Origin of the sequence: Ferranicluibacter rubi (assembly GCF_011603255.1) — a bacterium.
Lineage (GTDB): Bacteria > Pseudomonadota > Alphaproteobacteria > Rhizobiales > Rhizobiaceae > Ferranicluibacter > Ferranicluibacter rubi.
On sequence record NZ_JAANCM010000003.1, the window covers coordinates 194,825 to 219,951 of the forward strand.

Here is a 25,127-nt window from a genome sequence, read left to right on the forward strand (position 1 = left end):
TTAAGGCCGCCTCTCCCGGGTGAAGAGCTCGTAAAGCACGAGCAGCAGCACTGTGGCTGCGAACACCACGATGCCGATGACCTCAAGGCCGAGGGAGCGGGTCATCAGGCCTGTGAGGGCCGTAACCACGGCGCCGCCGAGGCCTGCGGCGGCGATCTGGAAGCCGATCGCGCTGTTGGCGTGCTCGCGCCCGACGCGCCCGGGCGTCAGGCTGATCAGCGAGGCGAAGATGGGCGCGAAGAAGAAGCCGATCATCATCAGGCCGAGCACGCCGAGCGCCGGCACCGGGGCGAGCCAGAACAGGAGCGCGCCGAGCGCTGCGGCGAGAATGCAGATTCGCAGCGTCTTGAGGAGGGGCACCCGGTTGGCGATGAAGCCGAAACCGATGCGCCCTATGGTGAGGCTGCCCCAGAAGAGGCCCACCACGAGGCCGGCATTGGTTTCCGAAAAGCCGCGCCCGAGCGTCAGCAGCGTGTAGCTCCACTGTGCCGCCGTCACCTCGATGCCGCAATAGACAAAGAAGACGAGCATGCCGAACCAGACGACCGGCTTGCGCAGGGTCTCCGATACCGGCGCTGCGGGCAGCTCCTCCGCGACGTCGTGTCCGATCTCCGCCACCTCCTCCCAGCGCGACCGGGTGAGGAAGAACGTGGCGGCCAGGACCAGCTGCGCGCTGCCGACAATCGCGTAGCTTACCTGCCAGACGAGCCCTGACCCGAGCACGCCGGAGACGAGCAGCGGTCCGATGGTAGTGCCGAGGCCGAAGAAGGCATGCAGCCAGTTGAGGATCTGTGGGCTGAAATGGCGCGCGCCATAAGCGTTTAGCCCCGCATCGACCGCGCCACCACCGAGCCCGGCGAGGAAACCGAGCGCAATCATCAGCGGCCACGCCGGCGTGAGCGCGAAGCCGAGCAGGCCGATGGCGGCGGCGAGCGTCGACAGCGCCAGCACCATGCCGATTGGTACGCGCCGCAGCACCGCGCCGCTCATGAAACTCGCCGCTAGATAGCCGGCCGTGGTGACCGCAACCAAAAGCCCGAGCCGGTCGAGCGGCAACGTGAAATCCGCGCGGATCGACGGCCAGGACACGCCGAGAAGACCATCGGGAAGCCCGAGGCTGATGAAGGCGAGAAAGGCCAGCGTCGTGAGAAAACTGCGTTTCGACATTTCGGAGATCATGCCTTCATCTGGGGAAGCGGTCGGGTGTTGTCGGTTGAAGGCGAACGACCCGCCTCACGGTGCCCCGTCGGGTGTGTCGGCCAGCACACAGGCCAGCAGGCCGGGAAAGCGTGCATCGAGATCCTGCCGCCGCAGCGTTAGGCGCCTTCCCCGGCCGGATGCCTCGTTGCGGATGATGCCAGCCTCGCGCAGCACCTTCATGAGATGCGACTTGGTCGATTTCGGCGTCGAGGCATCGGAAAGATGGCATTGCGCCATATCGAGCGGGCCAGAGGCAAGCTGCCGCACGATCGCGAGCCGCTCCGGATCGCTGAACGCGAAGAGCACCTGCGTCAGCTTCAGGTCGCCCGGTTCGGGATGGGGGAGATCCAAATGCGGGATGGGAGCGATATCGGGTGTCATGGTTCGAATTTAGTTGAACGGACACGCCTTTGCCAGTAAAGAAAAGTTCGAAAAATCTCGAACTGTCGGGGGACACATGACCGACGTGCTGCTCAAGATACCGGTAAACATGAACGCCGGTTTCCGCCTGACCCTCGCCGCCATGGCGGTGATGATGGCCGGCGCCAGCGCGCCCTCGCCCTTCTACCCTACGCTCCAGCAGGAGCTCGGCTTCACGTCGATGACGCTCACTGCGGTCTTCGCCGTGTACACCGTCACCCTGCTCGCCTCGCTGCTCGTCATGGGGTCGCTGTCCGACCATGTCGGCCGACGCCCGGTCATCTCGGCGGGCTTCGCGCTGATGGCGTTCAGCCTCACGCTCTTCTGGCAGGCGCAGGACGTGGGCAGCCTCGTCATCTCGCGCATCCTGCAGGGCGTCGCCGCCGGCCTGCTCCTGTCGACGCTGTCGGCCGCCGTCGTCGATTTCGAGCCAAAGGACAGGCCCGGCAGCGCCTCCATCTGGAATTCCGTCGTTCCGCTCAGCGGGCTTGCCGTGGGGGCCCTGGTCGCAGGCCTGCTGATGGACGCGACATTGACGGCGAAGGCGAGCGTCTTCGGCGCGCTGGTTGCAGGATCCGCCCTCTTTGCCGGCCTCATCTGGTGCGTGCCGGAAACCGCACCGCGCCATGAAGGCGTCTGGGCGTCGCTCCGGCCGCGCATCGGCGTGCCCGCAGCCGCGGTGACCGCCTTCTGGCGCAGCGCGCCGGCCGTCATCGCCGGCTGGGCCACCGGCGGCCTCTATCTTGCGCTCGGCGCGCCGTTGGTGCGCAGCGTGTTCGGCGTGGAAGACCATACGAGGCAGGCGATCGTCATCGTCATTCTCTGCGGCGCGGGTGCGGCCGCCTGCTATGTGGCGCGCGGCCGCTCGTCACGCAGCGTCACCCTCTTCGGCACCGCGGCGCTCGCGCTCGGCACGACGCTCACGCTCGCCGCAATGGTCTGGACGTCCCTCCCCGCCTATCTTCTGGCGCTCACCATCGCCGGGACAGGGTTCGGCACCTGCTTCTATGGCGTCCTGCGCTCCATCGTGCCGGTCGTGCGCCCGCACGAGCGTGGCGAGCTCTTCGCCGCCCTCTTCACCTTGAGCTACCTCGCCTTCGGCCTGCCGACGCTTCTGGCAGGCCTCGCCATCGGCACGTTCGGCCTTGCCCCTACCGTCCTCGTCTATGGCGCGCTCATCGTGCTCTTCTCGACCATGGCGGGGCTGCTGCGCCTGTTCGGCACGCGGGACTGAACCTGTCATGGTTCCTGTCGCGCTTACCGGCGCGGATGTCGTGCCCGCACTGGCTTTCGCCGTCCCCGGCGCGTAGACAGGGTGATCCCAAGCCGATCCGTCACATCGCGTCGCAGGCGCGACAGTCGGAACATCATGACAGCCAAGACACGCGGTTACCTCTATGTCCTCCTCGCCATCACCATCTTTGCGGGACAGGATGCGTTCTCCAAGCTGCTCGGGGAAAAGTACCCGCCCATCATGGTCGTCATGGTGCGCTTCTGGGCCTTTGCCGTGTTCGTCATGGTCATGGCGGCGTTTGCACCGGGCGGGCTGAGACGGGCCTTCGTGACGCGGCGGCCGGTTCTACAGGTGTTTCGCGGCGTGCTGCTGGTCGGCGAGGTCGTCATCGTCGTCTTCGCCTTCATCACCGCCGGTCTCGCCATGAGCCAGTCCATCCTGCAAGCGACGCCGCTGATCGTGACCGTGCTGTCCGTGCCGCTCCTGGGCGAGAAAGTCGGCTGGCGGCGCGGCCTTGCGGTGGTCGCAGGCCTCTTGGGCGTGCTCGTCATTCTTAATCCGCTGTCGGTTGTGTTCGATCTTCGCCTGCTCGTGCCGCTCGTCGCCGCCTTCATATACGGCTTCTACAGCATCGCGACCCGGGCAGTGAGCCGGGACGATTCCGCTGTGACGAGCGTTCTCTATGCCGGCGTGTTCGGCGCACTGGCGGCAACGCTCGTCGGCCCGTTCTACTGGACGCCGATCGCGCCGGCCGACTGGCCCGCCATGATCGCGCTCTGCATCTGCGGCGCCACCAGCCACTATTTCCTGATCAAAGCCTACGGCCTGCTGACGGCCGTCGAGGTGCAGCCCCTGACCTACCTGCAGCTCGTGCTGAGCGGCGGCATCGCGGTCCTGTTCTTCGGCGAGACCGTGACGATCAACATGATCATCGGCGCCCTCATCGTCGTCGGCGCCGGGCTCTTCACCGTCTGGCGCGAACACCGCGTCGGTCTGCGGTAGGCACCCGGTGCGCGTTATCGCGGCTCAGCCAGAAGCCCGGTTGCCAGCGCCTGAAACGCCTCGATCGCCTTTGGCAACACACGCGCCGCATCGCCGCTGGCGGCAACCCAAAGGGCAGCGTTCAGGGCGGCGCCGCTGAGAAGCCGGGCGGCGGCCTCCGGATCGACGGGCTTGACGATGCCGTCCCCGATCAGCCGCTCGATCGCGCGCTGCGTTACCTGCAGGCAGCTGTCCTGGCTCGGCCATTTCGAGGGGTCGCCCAGCACGGCAGGCCCGTCGAGAAGCACGATGCGCTGCACGTCCGGGTCGAGCGACATCTCGATATAGGCCGTCCCTTCCGCCAGAAGGCCGGCCCACGCATCGTCCATGCCAGCGCCGATCGCTTGCGCGCGTGCGGCCATCTCGCCGTCGATCTGATCGACGACGGCAGCCAGCAGCCCCTTCTTGTCGCCGAAATTGTGGTAAAGCGCGCCCCGCGTCAGCCCCACTTCCGCCGTCAACTCATCCATGGAGGCGGCCGCATAGCCCTTGTCGGCAAAGGCGCGGCGCCCGGCCGCGATCAGCCTCGCCCGGTTTTCCTCCATCGTTTCCGCCCGTGTTCTCGCCATCTCAATCCTTCATTTCACATACGAGACGTATCTTTATTTGACATACGCCTCGTATGCGACTACCTCTCTGCATACGCACCGTATCTGAAACCTAGCGCGACCGGAAGCCGGACACCGCTAACCTTGAGGATCACACCATGACCGACCGCCAAGCCATCTTCCCCGCAGACCGCCACGCACTTTACGAAAAGCACCACTATTCCGCCGCCATCCGCTCGGGCGACCTCCTGTTCGTCTCCGGTCAGGTCGGCAGCCGCATAGATGGCTCGCCCGAGCCAGATTTCGCCGCCCAGGTGGAACGCGCCTTTGAAAACCTGAAGGAAACGCTGGCCGCAGCCGGCTGTACGTTCGAGGACGTGCTGGACGTGACGACATTCCACACCGATCCGGAGCGCCAGTTCGAAACCATTCTACCGATCAAGGACCGCTATTTCGGCACAAAGCCCTACCCGGCATGGACCGCCCTCGGCGTTACCTGGCTTTCTGGCTTCGATTTTGAAATCAAGGTTATCGCCCGCATTCCCTGAACGGGGACAGGGGACCCTTACCCACCCTCCCGCCGCGCCTTGATGAAGTCGATGAAGGCGCGCAGGGGTGAGGGGACGAGGCGGCGGCCAGAGTAGTAGAGGAAGGGACCGGGGAAGCTCGGCCACCAGTCCTGCAGCACCGGCTCCAGCGCGCCTGAGTCGAAGTGCGGCTGCAGCCAGGTTTCAAACAGCGAGACGATGCCGAGGCCTTCGATGGCGACGGCGACACCGAGATCCGACCCGCCGCCGGCCTGCACGATGAGTTGCGGTGTGGGATCGACCCGCAAAGTCTCGTCCCCCCGCTCGAACTCCCAGGGCGTGACGGACCGCCCGGCAAAACGGCTGCGGATGCAGGTATGGGACAAGAGGTCGCTGGGATGCGTCGGCCGGCCCCGGGCCGTGAGATAGGCTGGCGATGCGGCGCTGGCAAAACGCTGGAGGCGCGGGCCGATGGGCACGGCGATCATGTCCTGCTCCAGCCGCTCGTCGTAGCGGATGCCGGCATCGCAGCCGGCAGCGTTGATGTCGACGAAGGTCTCGTCCGTCATGATTTCGAGCCGGATATCCGGATAGGCCTTGAGGAAGGCCGGGACGATCTGCGGCAGGATAAGCCGCGCCGCGCTGATCGGCACGTTCAATTTCAGGCTTCCCGCGGGCCGGTCGCCGAGGCCGACGACATGGCGGAGCGCCGCGTCGATTTCCCGCATCGCCGGGTTCACGCGCGCCATCAGCGCCCGCCCGGCCTCCGTCGGCACCACGCTGCGCGTCGTCCGGTTGAAAAGCCGGATGCCGAGCTGCGCTTCGAGCCGGCGAACGGCATCGCTCAGCGCCGAGGCGCTGCTGCCCGACGCCCGTGCCGCCTCGCGAAATCCGCCAGCGGAGGCCACAGCGAGAAACGCCTTCACGTCGCCCATCTCAAAAGCGCTGTCCTGCACGACCCCTCCCTCATTGTCCGCCAGTCCGCACAACCTGTTCGCATTACCACGGATTATCAAGCGACGGATACAGTTCTATCTTGGGCTTCATCAACAAGGAGGGTCCCATGACCGATATCCGGAACGCCGGCACATTTCAGCTTGGAAGCTTTACCGTCAAACGCCTCGGTTACGGCGCCATGCAGCTCGCGGGAAAGGGCGTCTTCGGCCCGCCGCGCGATCGCGCGGAGGCGATCGCCGTGCTGCGTGAGGTCGTGGAAAGCGGCGTCGATCACATCGACACCAGCGATTTCTACGGCCCGCATGTCACCAACCAGATCATCCGCGAGGCGCTGCATCCCTATCCGGATCATCTCGTCATCGTCACCAAGGTTGGCGCCGTGCGCGGCGCGGATGCCTCCTGGAAACCGGCATTCTCCAAAGACGATCTGACCAAAGCGGTGCATGAGAATCTTGAGAACCTTGGGCTGGAGACGCTCCCCGTCGTCAACCTGCGTGCCATGTTCGATGTACACGGCCCGGCCGAGGGGTCGATCGAAGCGCCGCTGACAGTGCTGGCAGAACTGCAGGCTAAGGGCCTCATCCGCCATATCGGCCTGTCGAACGTCACCCCGGCGCAGATCGCGCAAGGCCGCGGGATCACCGAGATCGTCTGCGTGCAGAACCAGTACAATCTCGCTCATCGCGGCGACGACGCCCTGATCGACAATCTCGCCGCCGTCGGCACGGCCTATGTGCCCTTCTTCCCCCTCGGCGGCTTCTCGCCCTTGCAGTCGGCAGCGCTCACCACTGCCGCGGCGGACCTTGGCGCCACGCCCATGCAGGTGGCACTCGCCTGGCTCCTGGCGCGGTCGCCCAACATCCTCCTCATCCCCGGTACATCCTCGCGCCCGCACCTGCGCGAAAACCTCGCTGCCGCCGGTCTAAAGCTTCCGGCCGACGTCCTCACCCGCCTCGATGCCATTGGGAGGGCCGGGTGATCAGGCTTATCCCAAGGATCTGCAACAGCCTGACGTCGTTGATTTCATGAGGCCGTCGGCACAAGGCCGACGATGACGTTTCGCAAACGGGATACAGGCGTCAGGCGACGTTCGCCCGGCTTCCCCCCGCTTGCTGGCCGATGTCGTGCGCATTGACCATGGCGCCTGCAAGCTGGCGGAAGCTGACGGTGCCCACGGGCTTGGCCGTTGCGTCTACCACAATGGCCTCGTCATCCGGCGTGCCGACGAGCATGCGGAGTGCCTCCTCGATCGTCACGTCGGCGGCGATCGTGCGGCCGGCGGGTACATGGCTAGGGGCAAGTGTCCGCAGCGGCGTCATCACCGCCTCCACATGCACAACGCGGCCGCGGTTCACCTCGCGCACGAAGCTCGCCACATAGTCGTCGGCGGGCCGCAGCACGATGTCCTGGCTCGTGCCCTGCTGGATCACCTCGCCATCGCGCAGGATGGCGATCCGGTCGCCAAGGCGCAGGGCCTCGTCGAGGTCGTGCGTGATGAAGACAATGGTCTTGCGGATCTCGGCTTGGATGTCGAGAAGCACCGACTGCATGTCCATGCGGATCAGCGGGTCGAGCGCGGAATAAGCCTCGTCCATCAGAAGCACGGGCGCGTCGTTGGACAGCGCGCGCGCCAGCCCCACGCGCTGCTGCATGCCGCCCGAGAGCTGGTTGGGATACTTGCTCTCGAAGCCCTTCAGCCCCACCCGCTCCAGCCAGCGCATGGCGATGTCGCGCGATTTCGTGCGCTCGATGCCCTGGATCTCCAGGCCGAACATGGTGTTGTCGAGCACACTGCGGTGCGGCAGCAGCGCGAACTTCTGGAACACCATGGCCGTCTGGTGGCGGCGGAAATTGCGCAGTTCCGCGGGGTCCATCTTCACCACGTCGACACCATCGACCAGCACCTCGCCGGCCGTCGGGTCGATCAGCCGGTTGATGTGGCGGATCAGCGTGGACTTGCCGGAGCCCGAAAGGCCCATGATCACCTGGATCGAGCCCGAGGCGATCTCGATATTGATGTCGCGCAGGCCGAGTACGTGGCCGTGCACGGCGTTGAGCTCCGTCTTGGTCATGCCGTTGCGCACGGCATCGACATGGGCGCCAGCATTGGGGCCGAAGATCTTGTAGAGATTGCGGACGGCGATGCCGCCGAAAGCCATGCGGGGGGCCGGATCAACCATGGACGATCTCCCGATGCTTCTGCAGGCGTTTGCCATAGGCCTGGCTGACGCGGTCGAAGATGATGGCGATGCCGACGATGGCGAGCCCGTTGAACATGCCGAGCGTGAAGTACTGGTTGGCGATGGCTTTCAGCACCGGCTGCCCCAGCCCCTGCACGCCGATCATCGAGGCGACCACGACCATGGCGAGCGCCATCATGATCGTCTGGTTGATGCCGGCCATGATGGTGGGCAGAGCGAGCGGCAGCTGCACCTTGAACAGCTTCTGCCGCTCCGACGTGCCGAACGCATCGGCTGCCTCCAGCACGTCCTTGTCCACCAGCCGGATACCGAGATCGGTGAGCCGGATCATCGGGGGAATGGCGTAGATGACGACGGCGATGAGGCCGGGCACGCGGCCGATGCCGAGCAGCATGACGACCGGGATGAGATAGACGAAGCTCGGCATGGTCTGCATCACGTCGAGGATCGGGTTGACGATCCGCCGGAACGTGTCGGAGCGCGCCATGAGAATGCCGATCGGCAAGCCCACCGCGATGGACAACACCGTGCACACGAAGATCATCGCGACCGTGCGCATCGTATCGGTCCACATGTCGAAATAGCCGATGAGCAGCAGCGTCACGAGACAGCCGAGCACGATCTTCACGCTGCGGCTGGCAAACCAGGCGATCGTGAGGATGATCGCGGTAATGATCGGCCAGGGCGTTTGCGTCATGAAGCGATCGGTGGCGAGCAGGAAGCTTTGCAGCGGCGAGAACAGGCTCTCGATCGCGTCGCCATAGGTGCGGGTGAAGCCCCGGAATCCCTCGTCGATGGCTTTCTTCAGGTTGCGAAGCGCGTCGTCATCCATGTGTGGAAATGTGTAAAACCATTCCATGCGGGTCCCTTTCTCTGGAAGGAGCCGTGCGACGTCTTTTTCTTCTTCTGACGGCAAGCGGAAGGCGGCACGCGCCGGCACGATACCCGGAAGAGGTAAAGTGCCGGCGGGCGCCGCTTCAAAGGACGGGGCTCAGAGCGCCGCTTCGATCTTCGCGGCCGCGTCGGCCGAAACCCACTTGGTCCAGATCTCCTTATTTTCCTTCAGGAAGTGCTTGGCACCGTCTTCGCCGCTCGCCTGGTTGTCGGTCATCCAGGCCATCAGCTTGCCGATCGTCTCGTTGCTCCAAGAGCGCTTTTCGAGATAGGCCATGACCTCGGGACCGGCCTTCTCCGAGAAGGGCTTGGCGACCAGCGTGACGATAGTGTCCACCGGCCACGCGTTTGGCTTGGGGTCCGGGCAGTCGGCAACAGTGTTGCAACGCTTCCATTCGGCCGCATCCGCACCCACACCGGCTTCCAGCTTTACCATCGGATACTTACCGAGGAGGGCCGTCGGCGCCCAGTAGTAGGCGGCGAAGCCCTTTTCACGCTCGTAGGCCTTGGCGATTGCACCATCGAGGCCGGCGGCCGAGCCGGTATCGACCAGCGTGAAGTTCGCCTTCTCGCCATCATAAGCCTTGAAGAGCTGCGTCGTCACAACCGTGCCGCCCCAGCCCTGCGGACCGTTGAGCACCGCGCCCTTGCTCGTGTCTTCCTCGTTGGGGAAAAGCTCGGGATGCTTCAGGAGGTCGGGAATGGTCTTGATGTCAGGATGCTTGTCGGCAAGGTATTTCGGGATCCACCAGCCCTGGTTTCCGCCATCCGGCAGAGGCGAGCCGACCTTGACGATGCGGCCCTCTTCCACGCCCTTGGCAACGACGTCCGGTAGCAGGTCCACCCAGGCCTCCGGCGCGATGTCCGGCTGGCCCTTCTCGGCCATGGAGGTGATGGTCGGAACCGTATCGCCGACAGTGATCTCGGCCTGACAGCCATAGCCCTCGTTCAGGATCAGCTTGTCGAGATTGGAGATGACCTCCGCGCTCTGCCAGTTCATGCTGGCGATGGTGACTGTGCCGCACTCGGCAGCACCGGCGGCCGATATGCCTGCGAAAAGGCCCATCGTCAGGCAGCTCGAAGCGAGTAGTTTCTTCATTGTCGTTCCCCTTTGTTTTTTAGCGGCAAGGCATGAAAAGCGGGGCGCCGCGGATACCCGCTTCATGGGCTCTGAAGGACAGTCTCCTCATCCTCGATGATGGCTGCAGGCCGCGTTTGCGGTGCGAAAATCTTGCCCTCCGCATAGGCTGAGCCTTACGGAGGTTGTGTGATTGTGGCGGATGGGTTGGACGATCGACATCCCTGTCGCGCCATTCCAAGGCGCGATTAGACGGGCCGAGGTGCGATCGGACAGGCTGTCGGTTTTGTTCGGGAGAGGTGTGGCGATAGGAAAGGGCTGCGGTGTGGTCGCCATCCGGCCTATATTCGATGTCGCCACGGCCGCCATTTCCGCTATTCCTGCCTGTAGCCGTGGCGGGCATAGAAGCGGTCGAGCTCCCGCTGCTGCGCGTCTTGTCCCGTAAAGATCGAGATGTAATGCGGTATCCGCTTCATCCGCAGCGCCACATCCTCGCGGGCCTGCATGGAGATATAGCCGATCTGCACGAGATAGGTCGTGCGCGCCCTGACATCCGCGGTGACCGCGTCATGGCCGAAGCGCATGAACATGCGGGCGAGCGCGTCCATCCGCGCCGCATCCGCGCGCTGCACCTCTGCCTCGATCTCCGGTGATTGCAGCGCCCAGCTGCGCACGGCGAACTCGAACCGGGCATCGAAAAGGACAGTGTCGATCCAGCAATCGAACACGTTCAGCATGGCTTCCACCAGCGTCTCCGCGTAAGCCTCGGACTGCCGGACGATGTTGCCGGTGTTCGTGTCGCGCCAGCGCGCGATCAGCGCATCCAGCAGCGCCTCGCGGTCCTTGAAGAACCAGTAGAAGCTGGTGCGCGACAGGCCGAGCCGCTTGGCAAGCGGCAGGATCTTCACCGAGTCCACGCCCGATTCCAGCAGCGAGGCGTAAGCGGCATCGAACCACCCCTCGTAAGACCCCCGCCAGCCGCTGTCGTTCACCGCCTGCTCCATACCGTTAGTCCTACCAAACACCACCGCAGCAGACAAGCAGAATGTACACCCCTGTTTTTAATGTTGACACTTCTGTACATTCCTCGTTAGCCTCGCGCACATCCCCACCTATCGGAGCTTAAGGCATGTCCAGCGATCCCCTCCTGCAGCCCTATAGGCTGAAGCACCTGACCCTTCGCAACCGCATCATCGTGACGTCCCACGAGCCGGCCTATCCCGAAGACGGCATGCCGAAAGCGCGGTATCGCGCCTACACGGTCGAGCGGGCGAAGGGCGGCGTCGCGCTGACCATGACGGCGGGCTCTGCGGCCGTATCGAAGGACAGCCCGCCGGTGTTCAACAACCTGCTCGCCTACAAGGACGAGATCGTGCCCTACATCCGCGAAATGACGGATGCCGTGCACGAGGAAGGTGCGGCGATCATGATTCAGCTCACCCATCTTGGCCGTCGGACCCGCTGGGACAAGGGCGACTGGCTGCCCGTCATCGCCCCTTCGCACCAGCGGGAGGCCGCCCACCGCGCCTTTCCAAAGAAGCTCGAGGACTGGGACATCGCCCGGGTGATCGCCGACTTCGCCGATGCGGCCGAGCGCATGAAGGCGGGCGGCATGGACGGTGTCGAGCTGGAAGCCTATGGCCACCTCATCGACCAGTTCACCTCGCCCGTGACCAACGAACTCGACGGGCCCTATGGCGGCGCCTCGCTCGACAATCGGCTGCGCTTCTGTCTCGACGTGTTCAGGGCCATGCGCGCCCGGGTGGGCGACGATTTCATTCTTGGCGTACGTTATACGGCCGACGAGTGTCTTCCCGGCGGCACGGGACAGGCCGAGGGGCTGGAGATCTCGCGCCGCCTGCGCGACAGCGGTCTTATCGATTACCTCAATGTCATTCGCGGCCATATCGACACCGATCCGGGCCTCACCGACGTCATCCCCATCCAGGGCATGGCCAATTCCCCGCACCTCGATTTCGCCGGGCAGATCCGCGCAGCGACCAACTTTCCGACCTTCCACGCCGCCAAAATCCCCGATGTCGCCACCGCCCGCCACGCGATTGCCAGCGGCAAGGTGGACATGGTCGGCATGACGCGGGCGCACATGACCGACCCGCATATCGTGCGCAAGATCATCGAGAAGCGTGAGGAGGACATCCGCCCCTGCGTCGGCGCCAATTACTGTCTCGACAGGATCTACCAGGGCGGCATGGCCTTCTGCATCCACAATGCCGCGACGGGACGCGAGGAAACCATGCCGCATGCGATCCCGAAGGCCGAAACCAAGCGCCGGATCGTCATCGTCGGCGCCGGCCCTGCGGGACTGGAGGCCGCCCGTGTCTCGGCCGAGCGCGGCCATTCGGTCGTCGTCTTCGAGGCGGCGAACCATGCCGGCGGGCAGATCCGCCTGACCGCGCAGAGCGAGCGCCGCCGCGAGATGATGAGCATCATCGACTGGCGCATGGGCCAGTGCGAAAAGCGCGGCGTCACCTTTCATTTCAACAGCTGGGCGGATGCCGACACGATCGCGGCGGAAAACCCCGACGTCGTCATCATCGCCACCGGCGGACTGCCGCACACGGATGTGCTCTCCGCCGGCAACGATCTCGTGGTCTCCTCCTGGGACATCATCTCCGGCGATGTGAAGCCGGGCACCAACGTTCTCCTCTTCGACGACGCCGGCGACCATGCCGGCCTCCAGGCCGCCGAGATCATCGCGAAATCGGGCGCCAAGGTCGAGATCATGACGCCGGATCGCGCCTTTGCGCCGGAGGTCATGGCGATGAACCTCGTGCCCTACATGCGCTCTCTTCAGGCGCTCGATGCCACCTTCACGGTCACCTACAGGCTCCAATCCGCCGAGCGGCGCGGCAACGAAATCGTCGCTCATGTCGGCAGCGATTACGGCGGCGATCTAAGCTGCGGGGCCAAAGAGCGCACCGTCGACCAGATCGTCGTCAACCACGGCACCATCCCCCTCGACGACCTCTATTTCGACCTCCGCCCCGCCTCCACCAACCTCGGCGAAGTCGCCTACGACGCCCTCATCGCCGGCATTCCGCAAACCGTCACCCGAAACCCCTCAGGCACCTACCAGCTCTTCCGCATCGGCGACGCCGTGGCGGCGCGCAATACGCATGCGGCGATTTATGATGCGCTGCGGCTGGCGAAGGATTTGTGAAGGGGTATCTGGCAGGGGTGAAAGCGAGCGGCTTTGAGATAGACGACGGCATCTTTCTGTTTGCCCTCGATGCGAGCTTTGCGCGAAAATACGGTCATTGCAGCGGCATGAACGAAAAGCTATGCGTGGCGACGTACATGAGCCAAGGACAAACAAGATGATCAAGATCATGGTCTTGCTACACAGCGCCGAAGGTCTGGATTGGCAGGCTCCCCCAAAAGGGACAAGCCTGAAGACGTTGAGCGAAGCCGAGGAGCAAGGCTTTATCCAAATTCGCGGGGAGTATCAGAAACGACAGTTCCGCCTGTCCGAGCTGGGATACAAACACGTCGAACACGACAAAAAGCGCCTTCAAGCCCGCAAACTCTGAGCCGAACGGACCACACTGAAGCGTGGACGAAGTGGCAGGAGAAGGCTGCCTTATCACTTGATATGATCATGCGCCCAGAGAGATCGGCGATGGCATGAAAAGCCTTATCCAGCAGCTCGCCAGCCAGCGCCGACGTTCGGCGCACTGGATCATGCTTGAGGCCATCCAGCAATAGGTATCGCGACACTCTGCCCTAACAGCGCGTCTTTCGACGTGAAGCGAAGATGAGAGCCGCTCGTCAGGCTGGTGTCGCTGATAACGCGGACGGGTTCCGCAACAGCGATGCGGTCGGCTCGGAATTTTCACACGACAATCTCCACAATGCTGCATTCGAAGCCATCCCTTCGACCGTTTTCGCACCTCGCACGACCGTCTTGAAATTTTCCTCATTGCATTACGATCATAATTTATATAAGCATTCGTAATGCAACAGTATGCCACTGGGAAAACTCAGCGGTTTGGAGACAGCGATGACATCACATTCCCAAAAGACCGCTCTCGTCACGGGAGCATCATCCGGTATCGGTCTGGCGAGTGCCGAGGCCCTGGCAAGAGCTGGCTTTACGGTTTTCGGAACCAGCCGCAAGCCGAGCAAAGGCAGCTCGAGCGGGGTCTCCATGCTGGCTTGCGACGTGACCGACGAGACTTCTGTGGCGTCGCTGGTTTCGACGGTCCTCGAAAGCACCGGACGGATCGACGTTCTGGTCAACAATGCCGGCCTCGGCATGTTTGGTGGCGCCGAGGAATCCTCGGTCGCTCAGGTTCAGAGCCTGTTCGATGTCAACCTCTTCGGTGTCATGCGGATGACCAACGCCGTGCTGCCGTCGATGCGGCGTCGCGGAGAAGGCCGCATCGTCAACATGAGTTCGGCGCTGGGTTTCGTGCCGGCACCCTACTCGGCCTATTACGCAGCGAGCAAATATGCCCTCGAAGGCTATTCGGAATCGCTCGACCACGAAATCCGCGGCTTCAACGTCCGCGTTTCGTTGATCGAGCCGGGCACCGTCCAGGGCAGTTTCGACCACAGCTCGCTGGAACCGGATACCAAGATGGCGGAGTACGACGCGGGGCGTGCCTGGGTGCATGACTTCTACGAGAAGGCGAAGCTCACGGCGGATACGCCCGAGGACGTGGCGAGAGCAGTCGTTCTGGCGGCCACGGCCAAGCGCCATCGGCAACGTTACACGGTCGGCAAGGTCGCAGGACAGGTCAGCCTGCTGCGACGCCTCCTGCCCGCATCGATCTTCGACAAGGCCTTGCGCCAGCAGTTCGGCATGCCGACGTGACGATCCCGTCGCTTGCCGACGCAACAGAACGGGAAGCGTATCAGGCAGCCCGGCAGGCCATGCCTCGCAACCACCGCTGGCAGCATGCCGCCGGACGCTATCGCATCGCCAGATAATCTGCATCGCCACCCCTTTGATTCAACAGGAAGAAGACAATGACGTTCAAAGCTTTGCTCACCTCCAAGGATGGCGATACGCTCTCCACGAAGCTCGTAGATCTGACCGAGTCCGATCTGATGGACGGCGACGTGACGGTCGCCGTGGATTACTCGACCGTGAACTACAAGGACGGGATGGCCGTGACCGGGCGGCTGCCGGTGATCCAGACCTTTCCGCTCGTTCCCGGCATCGACCTCGCCGGAACGGTGGAAGTGTCTTCCCATCCCGATTTCAAGGTTGGCGACCGGGTGGTGGCCAACGGCTGGGGGCTCAGCCAGACCCATCACGGCGGATATGCGCAGAAGGCAAGGTTGAGCGGAGACTGGCTCGTCAAGCTCTCCGAATCGCTCTCCACAAAGGATGCGATGGCCATCGGCACTGCCGGCTACACGGCCATGCTGTCGGTGCTGGCTCTCGAACATGGCGGGATCACGCCCGATAAAGGCGATATCCTCGTGACAGGCGCCAATGGCGGCGTCGGATCAGTTGCCATCGCACTGCTCTCGGGTCTCGGATACCGCGTCATCGCCTCCACGGGCAGACTTGAGGAAACAGCCTATCTGCGGGAACTCGGCGCGGCAGAGGTCATCGATCGGAACACATTGTCGGAACCGGGCGCGCCCGTTGCGGCCGAACGCTGGGCCGGTGCGATCGACAGCGTCGGCAGTCATACGCTGGCAAACGTCCTGGCACAGACCAAATATCGCGGCGTCGTCACCAGCTGCGGCCTTGCCCAGGGCCGTGACCTTCCCGCTACTGTGCTCCCGTTCATCCTGCGCAACATCACCCTTGCCGGCATCGACTCGGTCAATGCGCCGCAGACGGTGCGTCTGGAAGCCTGGTCCCGTCTTGCCCGCGATCTGGATCTCGCAAAGCTTGCGCGCACGACGACCGTCATCGGTCTGGCGCAGGTCCCCGGCGTCGCCGAGAGCATTCTGGGCGGGCATGTTCAGGGCCGCACGGTCGTCGATGTCAATCTTTAGGGCTGTCAGGGGAAAGCGAAGTTTCGCTTCCTGAATGACACCCTACCACTCGACAAGCAGATGCCTGCCCAGGCCAGCGCGAACCGGGCAGGCACCAAGCGGTTTCATACCAGCTGCATTATGTTCACCTTTAATATTGCGATCGTAAGAAAAGCGATCTGAAAGGCGTCTCATGCGATATGAAAAGGGCCGAAAAGACACGTCACGCCGCAGAATCATGGATGTCGCTATTGAGCGGTTTCGCGCAGACGGAATTGCCGGCTCGGGTCTCGCGACAATCATGAAGGATGCCGGCCTGACGAACGGTGCGTTCTATCCCCACTTCCCTTCGAAGGCCGATCTGGTGCGGGAGACCGTGTCGGATGCGCTGGGCAAACAGGCCGTCTGGCTGCGCGGGATGCTGGACGAAGGGGGGCTCGACAGCGTGATCGACTTCTACCTTTCGCCGGAACACAGGGACAATCAAGGACGGGGATGCGCATCCTCAGCCCTGCTGCCGGAGCTTGCACGACAGCCGGAGGAGACACGCGGCATGTATGGCGAACAGTCCCGCACGCTCGTGCTTCTGCTTGCCGACGCGCTTCCGGCGGACGTGGAAGCGAAATATGACATGGCAAGCGCGATTTTTGCCACCTTGATCGGGACGCTCCAATTGGCGCGCGCGGTCAATGGTGAGACGTCGGACCGCATCTTGCAGGCCGGAAAGAACGCGATACACGCCTTGGCCGGTCTTACGCACGCACCGGCGTCCTCATCTTGAAACACACCCGGGCGGTTGCCGTGCCTTCGAATGACGGCATGATCGCCCTAGACCCATTGTGAACCTTTGCAGCTGGCATGACGACATCGAAACCTTGCCAGCAGTGAACCAACAACCGGAGATATCCAGTGAAAGCCTTTGTCGTCGAGAAGTACAAGAAGAATGGCCCGTTGCGCCTTGCAGAACGGCCGGAACCCCAGGTTGAAAACGGCGACGTCCTCGTGCGCATCCATGCCACATCCGTCAACCCGCTCGATTCCAAGCTCAGGGACGGCGCCTTCAAGATCTTCCTGCCGTATCGTCCGCCCTTCGTGCTTGGGCATGACGTCGCCGGGACGGTCGTCAAGGTCGGCTCTGACGTCAGCCGCTTCAAGGTCGGTGACGAGATCTATGCCCGGCCGCGCGATCACCGCATCGGCACGTTCGCCGAATTCATCGCCATTCATCAGGACGATGTCGCGCTCAAACCCAGCACACTGACGATGGAAGACGCCTCGTCCATCCCGCTGGTCGCGCTAACGGCGTGGCAGGCTCTGGTTGATGTCGCCAAGGTGAAGCCCGGCCAGAAGGTCTTCATTCAGGCGGGTTCGGGCGGCGTCGGCACGATCGCGATCCAGCTTGCCAAGCATCTTGGCGCGACGGTCGCCACGACCACAAGCGCTGCAAACGCCGCTCTCGTCAAAAGCCTCGGCGCCGACGTGGTCATCGACTACAAGAGCCAGGACTTCGAAAAGGTCCTCTCCGGCTACGACGTCGTGCTGAACAGCCAGGATGCAAAGACGCTCGCGAAATCCCTGAACGTCCTGAAGCCGGGCGGCCACCTCATCTCCATTTCCGGCCCGCCGGACCCCGCCTTTGCAGACGCTCTTGGAGTGAACCCGCTTCTCAAGCTCGTCATTCGCCTGCTTAGCCGCAGCGCGCGCAAAAAGGCAAAGAGCCTCGGCCTGCGTTACTCCTTCCTGTTCATGCGGGCCGATGGCCGGCAACTGGAACAGATCGCCGGATTGATCGACAGCGGCGCTATTCGCCCCGTCGTCGATAGGGTATTCCCCTTCAACCAGACGCCCGAGGCGCTCGCCTATGTCGAGACGGGGCGTTCTAAGGGTAAGGTCGTTATCAAGGTGGAATAAGAGCAGAGGGTGGCATTCTGCAGGACGCCGCGGAGGAATACGGCTTCCGGTCGATCAGGCCGAGAGCCGTATAACGATGACGCGGCTTCCAACGCCACGAGCCTCGATTGGCCAAACGGCCTTACCGAAGGTCAATCTCAAGCAGAGACTTCCGCAAGGGAAGAGGCCGCGATCTGGCCTCAGGCTCTGCGAATTCAAGCCGTCACGTCAATGACGATATTGCCGACGACCTCTCCCGATTCCTGTGTGTCGTGCGCGACAGCGAGTTCGGACAAAGCGAAGCGGCCGCCGATGAAAGGTCGCAACGCGCCGGCTTCGATAGCAGCGTTGATGTCATGGATGGCTGCCGCGCGGGCCTCGTCGGACAGGACGTAGACAAAGACGAAATTCACGGTGATGTTGAGAAATGCGAGCTGGTAAAACGGGATTTTCGGCGCGGCATCCGCACCGCCCGTCGCGTAGGTAGAGATCACACCACCCACCTTGAGCACTATAAGGTTGGCCTCGAGATTCGCCTCGAAGGCGACCTCGACGATGCGGTCGACCCCGCGCCCGGATGTCGCTTCCTGGATGCGGCCCACCACATCCTCCTCCTTGCGGTCGATCACAAGGTGCGCACCAGCATCTCTTGCGGCTTGCGGCTTGCGCCTGAGCGGGTCGGCTGACGGTCGCGATCACATATGCGTGTCAACGGCGGAGTAAAAACCGGCCACGCGGCGGCGCAAAAGTCGGCCACCTTGGCCCGGGCATGAGACCCGCGGGAGGGCGTAGCCCGAGCGGGGGGTCTCATGCGCGAGCGGCGATTTTTGAGAGGGCTTCAGCCGGCCTTTTTAGCGCGGCTTTGGGCGAGACGATAGCTGTCGCCATTCATCTCAAGGATACTAACGTGGTGAGTGATGCGATCAAGCAGTGCTCCGGTGAGACGCTCCAATCCCAAGGTTTTCGTCCATTCGTCAAATGGAAGATTGCTGGTGATGAGGGTAGCGCCCCGTTCGTAACGTTGCGATATCAGCTCGAAGAGTAATTCTGCGCCGGTCTTGGAGAGCGGCACGAAGCCCAGCTCGTCGATGATCAGCAGGTTATAGGCGGCCATCTGCTTCTGGAAACGGAGAAGACGCCGCTCGTCGCGCGCCTCCATCATCTCGCTGACCAGGGCGGCGGCAGTGGTGAACCAGACGGACAGGCCCTTCTGGCATGCTGCAAGGCCGAGGCCGAGAGCAACATGGGTCTTTCCTGTACCACTCGGGCCGAGAGCGATGACGTTCTCCCGGCGCTCGATCCATTCGCATCGCGCCAGTTCCAGCACCTGCATCTTGTTGAGTTTGGGAATGGCTGCGAAGTCGAAGCTGTCGAGGCTTTTGACGACGGGGAATTTGGCCGCCTTGATACGGCGTTCGACCTTGCGGCGATCCCGCTCGATCATCTCCCGCTCGGCAAGCCGGGTGAGGTATCCGACATGATCAACGCCTTCGGTGGCGCATAGCCTTGCCAGTTTCTGATACTCACGCTGGAACGTCGGCAGCTTCAGGGTCTTGAGATAATGCGAGAGCAGGATCTCTGGGACTTCGGTGCTCATGCCGCTTCTCCCGCATCCGACGACAGGAGGCGCATGTAGGCCTTCGCCGACGTCGTCTCGACCGTCGCCCTCGGCAGGTAGGGGTAGATGGACAGGTCCAGGCGAGGCGGCCGGCGTTCCACCCGGCACAGGATCAGATGCTTGACGGCGTCAAAGCCGATGGCTCCGAGCTGGAGGGCCTGCTTCACCGCCGCGTTAAGGTCGGCAAGCTCAAAGCTCTCCAGCAGGCGCAGGACTTGCACCTACTCACGCCGGCCGTGCTTGGCCATGCGGCCCTCCATCAGACGGCGCAGCGTGGCGAACTCTTCGGGCAAGTCCCAGCCCTGGAGAGGCGCTGCCTGATCCAGCGAATTGATCTTCTGCTCGATCAGCGGCAGGTAGTGCACAGGATCGAAGACGACGTCTTCCCGGTCCCAGTTCCGCGGATGGCGGGCGATAATCTCGCCACGGCAGCCAATCACCACTTCGTCGACATAGCCCCGGACCCAAACATCCTGATGGCCGTAGGCGACCGGGACGGAATAGTCGTTGGTCTTGTAGCGAACGAGCGACTAGGCCGTGACTTTCGCACTCGCCTGGTCGCAGGCATCGAATGGAGATGCCGGCAACGCACGCATAGCAGCCAGATCACGCTGCAGTCGCTCTCCGATCGTCTCGCTCTCGCCGCGCAGCCTGTCGTGCTGACGCTTGCGGCATTGCTCCTCGAGCCAGATATTGAATGCACCCCATGTCGGAAACTGCGGGATCGGAACCATGAAGTTGCGCCTGCTATAGCCAACAATCCCCTCGACGTTTCCCTTTTCGTTGCCCTTGCCTGGCCGCCCGTAACGATCCCGGATCAGGTAGTGGGACAGGAAGCCGCTGAACAGTGTTGCCCGCTTGCGTGTGCCATCGGGCAGGATCTTCGCTACATGGCAGCGGTCGTTGTCGTAGACGATCGAGTGCGGCACGGCCCCGAACAAAGCAACCGCATGGATGTGGCCATCGACCCAAGCTTCCCACACTGCCGCCGGATGGGCCCGCACATAGCAACGGTCGCTATGCGGCAGATCCAGTACGAAGAAGTGCGCCTTCCGCTCTACGCCACCGATCACCACCATCGCCTCGCCGAAATCGGCCTGCCCATGGCCTGGCGGATGAGCCAGCGGCACGAACACCTCTTGGCGACGCTGATCTCGCTCGCGCATGTAATCCTTGATGATCGTGTAGCCGCCGGTGAACCCGCGCTCGTCTCGAAGACGGTCGAACACCCGCTTGGCCGTATGGCGCTGCTTGCGCGGAACCTTCAGGTCTTCTTCCAGCCAATCCTCGATCGTTGAAACGAAAGCATCCAGCTTAGGTCGCCGGATCGGCAACTGACGCTGATAGCCGGGCGGTGTCGAATACGACACCATCTTGGCAACGCTGTCGCGAGATATGTTGAAATGCTTCGCAGCCTGACGCCGGCTCATCCCTTCAGAACAAGCAAGTCGAACCTTCAGATATAATTCCACGGTGTAGATCCCCAAGCCCTCCTGCATTCGTCGCAGAAGGGAAATAGGTGGCCGGATTTTACTCCGCCCGAAGCGGGACAATCCCGCCGCTACCGTGGACTAATTTTGCACCGCCGCTCTCAGAAGGAGCGATGCTGAAGACCGACACCCGTCAGGCAAACTGGCGCCGGGCCAATCCGGCAAAGTACGATGCGCACCTGGCTGTGCAGTCAAAGCGGGCGATCTTTCCAAGCAACCCTGCGAGGTCTGCGGCATCGACACGGTCGACGCGCATCACGACCAGTACGACGACCCTCTCGACGTGCGCTGGCTGTGCCGCCGTCATCACACCCGCCTGCATCACTATGGCGAGGACATGTTCCCTATCCGAACCGCATGACCGCTCACCATCCTATCGGCTCAACCCAAGCCCCTTCGTTCGGCTGAGCTGCTGCTTCAACGTGTGATCCCGCGTGAGCTCCGCCATGCGGGCGCGCTCCACGATACGGGCAACGCTTTTGATCGTCTCGGCCTGTTTTGCGAGCTCAGGCCGCTTCTCAAGCTCGGGGGCAAAGTTCCGCGGATCGGAATGCCCGAACCGAAGCGTGAGCGCATCGGCCACCCGCTTCGCTTCTTCCAGCGCGATCCTGCCCTCCGGCGTTGACCGCAACTGATCGATGAGCGGACCCTGTTTGTCGATCGCTGCCTTTTCCACCTGGGCAATGAGCTCGAAGCTGCGAGGTGTCAGCCCGGGCACCTCGACGCCATCGCGTTTCTCCCGCTGCCAGGTTTCCGATGCCCGCTCCGCATCCAGGCGCCGTTCCCAGGCTTTCGAGACATGGCCGATATGGGCGGCCACCGCCTTTGCGATCTCCGTTGCCTGTTTGCGCTCCTTGTTGTCGCCAAGCAGCCCCGACCTGCCACGCAGCTCCCCGAACCGCTCCGGCTGTTTGGCCATGATCGTCGCGAGTTCTTTCCCCCTCCCCGTCTTCTCGGTGATGCCTGTGCGCAGCTGACGTGTGACGGCCTCCGGATCCTGGAACACCTGCTGCGCGAGCGACGCGACCGTCCCGAACCTGTGCTCGACCACCGATGCGGCCTTCTCGCGCGCGACCTCCTCGATACCGCGGTCGTAGCGGGTGACGGCTGGCACAAGCGGTTCTGGACGCTGAGACCCGCCCGGACCCTTGCGCTCTGCGTTCACACGGTCCAAGGCGATCTCGCTGCGAATGCCGGCCTTTTCCGCAATCCCCCGGCGATGGGCGAAGTCCTCGGTGTAGTCGAGCGTCGTTTCCTTGACGCCCGAGCGGCTGAGCCGCTCCTCGAGCTGCCGGAATGCCAGATCCTCCCCGGTGAGCACGCTCCAGCGGTTGCGTGTCACGGCGCTTCCATCGGGAAGCCGAACCGGATCCGAGCCGACGCGCTCAAGCCGTATCGCTGCACCAACCTCTGGCGCTGCTGCCTCCATCGCGCGTTTGAGATCCGTGCCCCAGACCGTCTGCGTCTCGCCTTTGTCCGTCTTGATCGTGACGAAGGTGCTGTCGCGGTTTTTGGGATCGTGGGCATAGGGTGCGGTACCGAACGCCACCAGCCGACCGGCGCTCGCGTCTGTGAACGCGTCCTGGCTCGCATAGAGCTGGACGCTGTCACGATGCCGCGTCATGGCGACATAGGTCAGGTGACGGTCCATCGTCTTCGACGCCATCACAAACGCACGATCGACGGTGGCGCCTTGCGTCTTGTGGATGGTGGTCGCATAGCCGTGATCAAAGGACTGGTAACTTTTGGTGGGTATGGTGACGATGCGGTCATTGTTCTGACCGCGACCAGCACCATCGTCGAGCTGAACCTGTATTGCGTCCGGCTCGACGGTCCGCACGGTCCCGAGCATCCCGTTCTTCACGCCGAGATCCCGATCGTTTTCCAGAAACACCAGCCGGTCACTGGGTGCAAAGGCGCGCGCACCGTTGCTCGTCTGGAACGACAGCTCACCATTCTCCCCGCCGCGTGCCAGACGGCCGGTGTCCTGAAGCGCTGAACGGATATCGGCGTTGATGGCGGAGACGTCGGCTCGGCGATGCGCCATGGCAACCCGGCTGCCCTGCGGGCGGGCCTCCAGATCCGCAACGGTGTCGCGCACGATGGCGGACCGCGCATCATCCACCGTCTGGCTGAACCGGATGTCGCCATGCCGCCGATACGCCGCCAGGCCCTCCGCCGTCTTGTGCGTGGCAAACGACACGGATGCTGCGCGCTGCCAGTCCACGCGCTGACGACGGATGTCGGAGAGCGCACTGTGCCCGATCTGCTCGGCGATCGCCCGGAACGGCGCGCCGGCTCCGATCGCCTGCAGCTGTTCGTGGTCGCCAACCAGGACGATCTTTGCACCGCGCTTCTCGACCTCGCGCAGAACCCGAGCAAGCTGGCGACTGCCGACCATGCCCGCCTCGTCAATCACGAACACGTCACGCCGGCCAGGCAGCTGACGATCGTTCTGCCACCGCATCTCCCAGGAGGCGAGCGTGCGGGAGGCAATGCCAGACGACTCTTCCAGCCCTTCCGCCGCCTTCCCCGACAGTGCTGCACCCTGCACCTGATAGCCCTGGCGCTGCCAGGCTTCCCGCGCGGCCGTCAGCATGGTCGACTTGCCCGCACCGGCATAGCCGACGACAACCGCAATACGCTCAGGTCCCGTGACATGTTCGATCGCCGCCTGCTGCTCTGCGGACAACCGCGCCGCGGAAAGGCGCCGATCGCGCTCTGCGGTGTCCAGCTCGCCACGCTCGACCTTTGCTACCGTATCGCTGGCAATGCCTGCTCGAAGCGCCGCATTCTGGCGGCGGATCGCATGATCGATATGCTGACGAGCGACCCCATGTGTGCGCGCTGCCTGCAGCCTTTCAGCGCTCTTCGCCATCCCGTTTTCTATCTCGACCATCTCGCGCGTCGAATAGCGCGCGAGCGCAATCCTGCCGGTCGCGTCATGCGTTCGTTCCGGCTGCAACGCGACCAGTGCCGGCGAGGCCATGACGGTTGCGAACGCGTTCTGGAACGCTTGGGCATCGTCGTTGATGTATCGATGCAAAGCACGCGCGACATCGTGGCGGTCAAAGACGCTCTTCTCGCCTGTGATGATCGCCAGCACCTCCTCCGGTTTCTTGCGAATGAGATCGGCGTTGCGCCTGGCGGCATCCTCATCCAGTCGCGCGCGAGTGATATCCTGGCCGCGGCGTTGCATCTGTGTCGCGTGAACGCCGGCATGTTCCGTCGGCTCAATCTCCAGTCCGCGCTCGGCATGACTACGATGATCGACGCGAATATCGAGACCTGCACGGGCAAGATGCGCATTGGTCATCTGTTCGAACGATTGGCGGATATCGCGAAGCTGCATCTGCGATGTCGGAAGGTCGTTCGACAGCAGCCATTTGTTCTCACGCTCGATGTAGGTTTTGTCCGCAAGCCCCTCCCCTGTCACCTGCCGCGTGGTCATCATGATGTGCGCGTGGTGATTTCGAACGTCGCTGGCGGAATGCGGACGATGCACGGCAAAATCCACCGCCGCGCCATGACGGTTTGCCAGCTCCTGGGCGAACTCCCGCGTCAGATCAATACGCTGTTCCGCAGTCAGCTCATGCGGTAGCGCCACCTCGAATTCGCGGGCAACACGGGCGTCCTTCCGGTTCTCGGCTTTCTCCGCCGCATTCCACAAGGCCGATCGATCCCGCGCCCACTCAGTATCCACGCCTTCGGGAAACACGATCTCCGCATGCTCAACACCCTGCTTGGCGCGAAAATCATGCGTTAGGCCATCGCGCTCGTTGGTGAGCTTTTCTGCAGCACGATAGGCAGCGGATGCGACCGCGCTGCGGCCACCGCTCCTTGCAATCGGCTTCATGCTGCAATGGTAGATCGCCATGTCCGTGGTCGCCTTTCCCGATGCGCCATCGGCCACTTGAGTTGCGCAGCAACTCGTAAGTGCGCCCTTGTGCCTCATTCGCTTCGCTCTCTTCGTACGGGATCTCACAGGGTGCCGCTATTTGTAGGATTCACCAAATTGCCGATGCGACAGCCGCTCCGTAGCCTCGCCCCTGATGTGGATGACTCGGATCA

At 63.2% G+C, this 25,127-nt stretch carries 20 protein-coding genes and 3 pseudogenes; 11 read left to right on the forward strand and 12 right to left on the reverse strand.

Features of this window, described 5'->3' with window-relative positions; translation table 11 throughout:
* Window positions 1-1,167 carry an MFS transporter gene (locus G8E10_RS07545; RefSeq protein WP_110802545.1) on the reverse strand — a complete coding sequence of 389 codons (1,167 nt, stop codon included), beginning with the start codon at window positions 1,165-1,167 and terminating at the stop codon, window positions 1-3.
* Between the two features lie 66 nt (window positions 1,168-1,233).
* Window positions 1,234-1,581, reverse strand: coding sequence for a helix-turn-helix transcriptional regulator (locus G8E10_RS07550; protein ID WP_110802318.1), 348 nt, complete (start codon window positions 1,579-1,581; stop codon window positions 1,234-1,236).
* Window positions 1,582-1,657: 76 nt separating this feature from the next.
* Between G8E10_RS07550 and G8E10_RS07555 the strand changes: the two genes are divergently transcribed.
* Both G8E10_RS07555 and G8E10_RS07560 read left to right on the forward strand, forming a co-directional pair.
* The gene (locus G8E10_RS07555; RefSeq protein ID WP_167128146.1) at window positions 1,658-2,854 is read left to right on the forward strand and encodes an MFS transporter; all 1,197 of its coding nucleotides are present in this window, start codon (window positions 1,658-1,660) and stop codon (window positions 2,852-2,854) included.
* 135 nt (window positions 2,855-2,989) lie between these two features.
* Complete coding sequence (locus tag G8E10_RS07560; RefSeq protein WP_110802314.1) at window positions 2,990-3,856, forward strand: DMT family transporter; 867 nt, start codon at window positions 2,990-2,992, stop codon at window positions 3,854-3,856.
* Window positions 3,857-3,870: 14 nt separating this feature from the next.
* On the opposite strand, the gene G8E10_RS07565 is transcribed toward G8E10_RS07560, so the two are convergent.
* The gene (locus G8E10_RS07565) at window positions 3,871-4,464 is read right to left on the reverse strand and encodes a TetR/AcrR family transcriptional regulator (RefSeq protein ID WP_110802312.1); all 594 of its coding nucleotides are present in this window, start codon (window positions 4,462-4,464) and stop codon (window positions 3,871-3,873) included.
* 137 nt (window positions 4,465-4,601) lie between these two features.
* Between G8E10_RS07565 and G8E10_RS07570 the strand changes: the two genes are divergently transcribed.
* Window positions 4,602-4,991 (forward strand): RidA family protein, encoded by a 390-nt coding sequence (locus G8E10_RS07570; protein WP_110802310.1) that lies wholly within the window; start codon window positions 4,602-4,604, stop codon window positions 4,989-4,991.
* A gap of 17 nt (window positions 4,992-5,008) precedes the next feature.
* On the opposite strand, the gene G8E10_RS07575 is transcribed toward G8E10_RS07570, so the two are convergent.
* Window positions 5,009-5,905 carry a LysR family transcriptional regulator gene (locus tag G8E10_RS07575; protein ID WP_110802308.1) on the reverse strand — a complete coding sequence of 299 codons (897 nt, stop codon included), beginning with the start codon at window positions 5,903-5,905 and terminating at the stop codon, window positions 5,009-5,011.
* Between the two features lie 128 nt (window positions 5,906-6,033).
* Between G8E10_RS07575 and G8E10_RS07580 the strand changes: the two genes are divergently transcribed.
* Window positions 6,034-6,906 (forward strand): aldo/keto reductase family oxidoreductase, encoded by an 873-nt coding sequence (locus G8E10_RS07580; protein ID WP_110802543.1) that lies wholly within the window; start codon window positions 6,034-6,036, stop codon window positions 6,904-6,906.
* A gap of 100 nt (window positions 6,907-7,006) precedes the next feature.
* Here the strand turns inward: G8E10_RS07580 and G8E10_RS07585 are convergent, their stop codons facing one another.
* The 4 genes from G8E10_RS07585 to G8E10_RS07600 form a co-directional block, all read right to left on the reverse strand.
* The gene (locus tag G8E10_RS07585; RefSeq protein ID WP_422038917.1) at window positions 7,007-8,107 is read right to left on the reverse strand and encodes a quaternary amine ABC transporter ATP-binding protein; all 1,101 of its coding nucleotides are present in this window, start codon (window positions 8,105-8,107) and stop codon (window positions 7,007-7,009) included.
* The gene (locus tag G8E10_RS07590) at window positions 8,100-8,987 is read right to left on the reverse strand and encodes an ABC transporter permease (protein WP_110802306.1); all 888 of its coding nucleotides are present in this window, start codon (window positions 8,985-8,987) and stop codon (window positions 8,100-8,102) included. The genes G8E10_RS07585 and G8E10_RS07590 overlap by 8 nt, the downstream gene beginning before the upstream one ends.
* 132 nt (window positions 8,988-9,119) lie before the next feature.
* Window positions 9,120-10,121, reverse strand: a complete 1,002-nt coding sequence (locus tag G8E10_RS07595; RefSeq protein WP_110802304.1) for an ABC transporter substrate-binding protein — start codon at window positions 10,119-10,121, stop codon at window positions 9,120-9,122.
* Window positions 10,122-10,474: 353 nt separating this feature from the next.
* On the reverse strand, window positions 10,475-11,104 hold the full coding sequence (locus tag G8E10_RS07600; RefSeq protein WP_110802302.1) for a TetR/AcrR family transcriptional regulator: 630 nt from the start codon (window positions 11,102-11,104) through the stop codon (window positions 10,475-10,477).
* 125 nt (window positions 11,105-11,229) lie between these two features.
* Between G8E10_RS07600 and G8E10_RS07605 the strand changes: the two genes are divergently transcribed.
* From G8E10_RS07605 to G8E10_RS07630, 6 genes are all read left to right on the forward strand, one after another.
* Window positions 11,230-13,281 carry an NADH:flavin oxidoreductase gene (locus G8E10_RS07605; protein WP_110802300.1) on the forward strand — a complete coding sequence of 684 codons (2,052 nt, stop codon included), beginning with the start codon at window positions 11,230-11,232 and terminating at the stop codon, window positions 13,279-13,281.
* A 169-nt stretch (window positions 13,282-13,450) separates the two neighbouring features.
* Window positions 13,451-13,651, forward strand: coding sequence for a hypothetical protein (locus G8E10_RS07610; RefSeq protein ID WP_110802539.1), 201 nt, complete (start codon window positions 13,451-13,453; stop codon window positions 13,649-13,651).
* Window positions 13,652-14,121: 470 nt separating this feature from the next.
* A complete protein-coding gene (locus G8E10_RS07615; protein ID WP_110802298.1) occupies window positions 14,122-14,937 on the forward strand; it encodes an oxidoreductase in 816 nt (271 codons plus the stop codon).
* A gap of 155 nt (window positions 14,938-15,092) precedes the next feature.
* Complete coding sequence (gene acuI / locus G8E10_RS07620; protein WP_110802296.1) at window positions 15,093-16,079, forward strand: acrylyl-CoA reductase (NADPH); 987 nt, start codon at window positions 15,093-15,095, stop codon at window positions 16,077-16,079.
* Window positions 16,080-16,251: 172 nt separating this feature from the next.
* Entirely contained in the window at window positions 16,252-16,839 is a 588-nt protein-coding gene (locus G8E10_RS07625) for a TetR/AcrR family transcriptional regulator (RefSeq protein ID WP_110802294.1), read from the forward strand.
* A gap of 128 nt (window positions 16,840-16,967) precedes the next feature.
* On the forward strand, window positions 16,968-17,969 hold the full coding sequence (locus tag G8E10_RS07630) for an NADP-dependent oxidoreductase (RefSeq protein ID WP_110802292.1): 1,002 nt from the start codon (window positions 16,968-16,970) through the stop codon (window positions 17,967-17,969).
* A 194-nt stretch (window positions 17,970-18,163) separates the two neighbouring features.
* Here G8E10_RS07630 and G8E10_RS07635 read toward each other — a convergent pair.
* The 3 genes and pseudogenes from G8E10_RS07635 to istA all read right to left on the reverse strand — a co-directional run.
* Window positions 18,164-18,616, reverse strand: a pseudogene (locus G8E10_RS07635) (zinc-binding dehydrogenase); the annotation flags it as partial.
* Between the two features lie 170 nt (window positions 18,617-18,786).
* On the reverse strand, window positions 18,787-19,545 hold the full coding sequence (gene istB / locus G8E10_RS07640) for an IS21-like element helper ATPase IstB (RefSeq protein WP_110802288.1): 759 nt from the start codon (window positions 19,543-19,545) through the stop codon (window positions 18,787-18,789).
* Window positions 19,542-21,038 (reverse strand): annotated as a pseudogene (istA, locus tag G8E10_RS07645) (IS21 family transposase). Before istA ends, istB begins: the two are co-directional and overlap by 4 nt.
* Before the next feature lie 131 nt (window positions 21,039-21,169).
* On the opposite strand from istA, the pseudogene G8E10_RS07650 reads away from it, so the two are divergent.
* A pseudogene (locus tag G8E10_RS07650) lies at window positions 21,170-21,417 on the forward strand (hypothetical protein).
* Between the two features lie 12 nt (window positions 21,418-21,429).
* On the opposite strand, the gene traA reads toward G8E10_RS07650, so the two are convergent.
* Window positions 21,430-24,933, reverse strand: coding sequence for a Ti-type conjugative transfer relaxase TraA (gene traA, locus G8E10_RS07655; RefSeq protein WP_167128149.1), 3,504 nt, complete (start codon window positions 24,931-24,933; stop codon window positions 21,430-21,432).
* Between the last annotated feature and the right edge of the window lie 194 nt (window positions 24,934-25,127).

Bases quoted from the DNA above. Each gene is read 5' to 3' on its own strand.
- G8E10_RS07580 (WP_110802543.1), top strand. From the start codon at position 6,034: ATGACCGATATCCGGAACGCCGGCACATTTCAGCTTGGAAGCTTTACC.
- G8E10_RS07570 (WP_110802310.1), top strand. From the start codon at position 4,602: ATGACCGACCGCCAAGCCATCTTCCCCGCAGACCGCCACGCACTTTAC.
- traA (WP_167128149.1), bottom strand. From the start codon at position 24,933: ATGGCGATCTACCATTGCAGCATGAAGCCGATTGCAAGGAGCGGTGGC.
- G8E10_RS07560 (WP_110802314.1), top strand. From the start codon at position 2,990: ATGACAGCCAAGACACGCGGTTACCTCTATGTCCTCCTCGCCATCACC.
- G8E10_RS07590 (WP_110802306.1), bottom strand. From the start codon at position 8,987: ATGGAATGGTTTTACACATTTCCACACATGGATGACGACGCGCTTCGC.
- G8E10_RS07595 (WP_110802304.1), bottom strand. From the start codon at position 10,121: ATGAAGAAACTACTCGCTTCGAGCTGCCTGACGATGGGCCTTTTCGCA.
- G8E10_RS07575 (WP_110802308.1), bottom strand. From the start codon at position 5,905: ATGGGCGACGTGAAGGCGTTTCTCGCTGTGGCCTCCGCTGGCGGATTT.
- G8E10_RS07585 (WP_422038917.1), bottom strand. From the start codon at position 8,107: ATGGTTGATCCGGCCCCCCGCATGGCTTTCGGCGGCATCGCCGTCCGC.
- G8E10_RS07555 (WP_167128146.1), top strand. From the start codon at position 1,658: ATGACCGACGTGCTGCTCAAGATACCGGTAAACATGAACGCCGGTTTC.
- G8E10_RS07610 (WP_110802539.1), top strand. From the start codon at position 13,451: ATGGTCTTGCTACACAGCGCCGAAGGTCTGGATTGGCAGGCTCCCCCA.
- acuI (WP_110802296.1), top strand. From the start codon at position 15,093: ATGACGTTCAAAGCTTTGCTCACCTCCAAGGATGGCGATACGCTCTCC.
- istB (WP_110802288.1), bottom strand. From the start codon at position 19,545: ATGAGCACCGAAGTCCCAGAGATCCTGCTCTCGCATTATCTCAAGACC.
- G8E10_RS07565 (WP_110802312.1), bottom strand. From the start codon at position 4,464: ATGGCGAGAACACGGGCGGAAACGATGGAGGAAAACCGGGCGAGGCTG.
- G8E10_RS07615 (WP_110802298.1), top strand. From the start codon at position 14,122: ATGACATCACATTCCCAAAAGACCGCTCTCGTCACGGGAGCATCATCC.
- G8E10_RS07550 (WP_110802318.1), bottom strand. From the start codon at position 1,581: ATGACACCCGATATCGCTCCCATCCCGCATTTGGATCTCCCCCATCCC.
- G8E10_RS07625 (WP_110802294.1), top strand. From the start codon at position 16,252: ATGCGATATGAAAAGGGCCGAAAAGACACGTCACGCCGCAGAATCATG.
- G8E10_RS07605 (WP_110802300.1), top strand. From the start codon at position 11,230: ATGTCCAGCGATCCCCTCCTGCAGCCCTATAGGCTGAAGCACCTGACC.
- G8E10_RS07545 (WP_110802545.1), bottom strand. From the start codon at position 1,167: ATGTCGAAACGCAGTTTTCTCACGACGCTGGCCTTTCTCGCCTTCATC.
- G8E10_RS07600 (WP_110802302.1), bottom strand. From the start codon at position 11,104: ATGGAGCAGGCGGTGAACGACAGCGGCTGGCGGGGGTCTTACGAGGGG.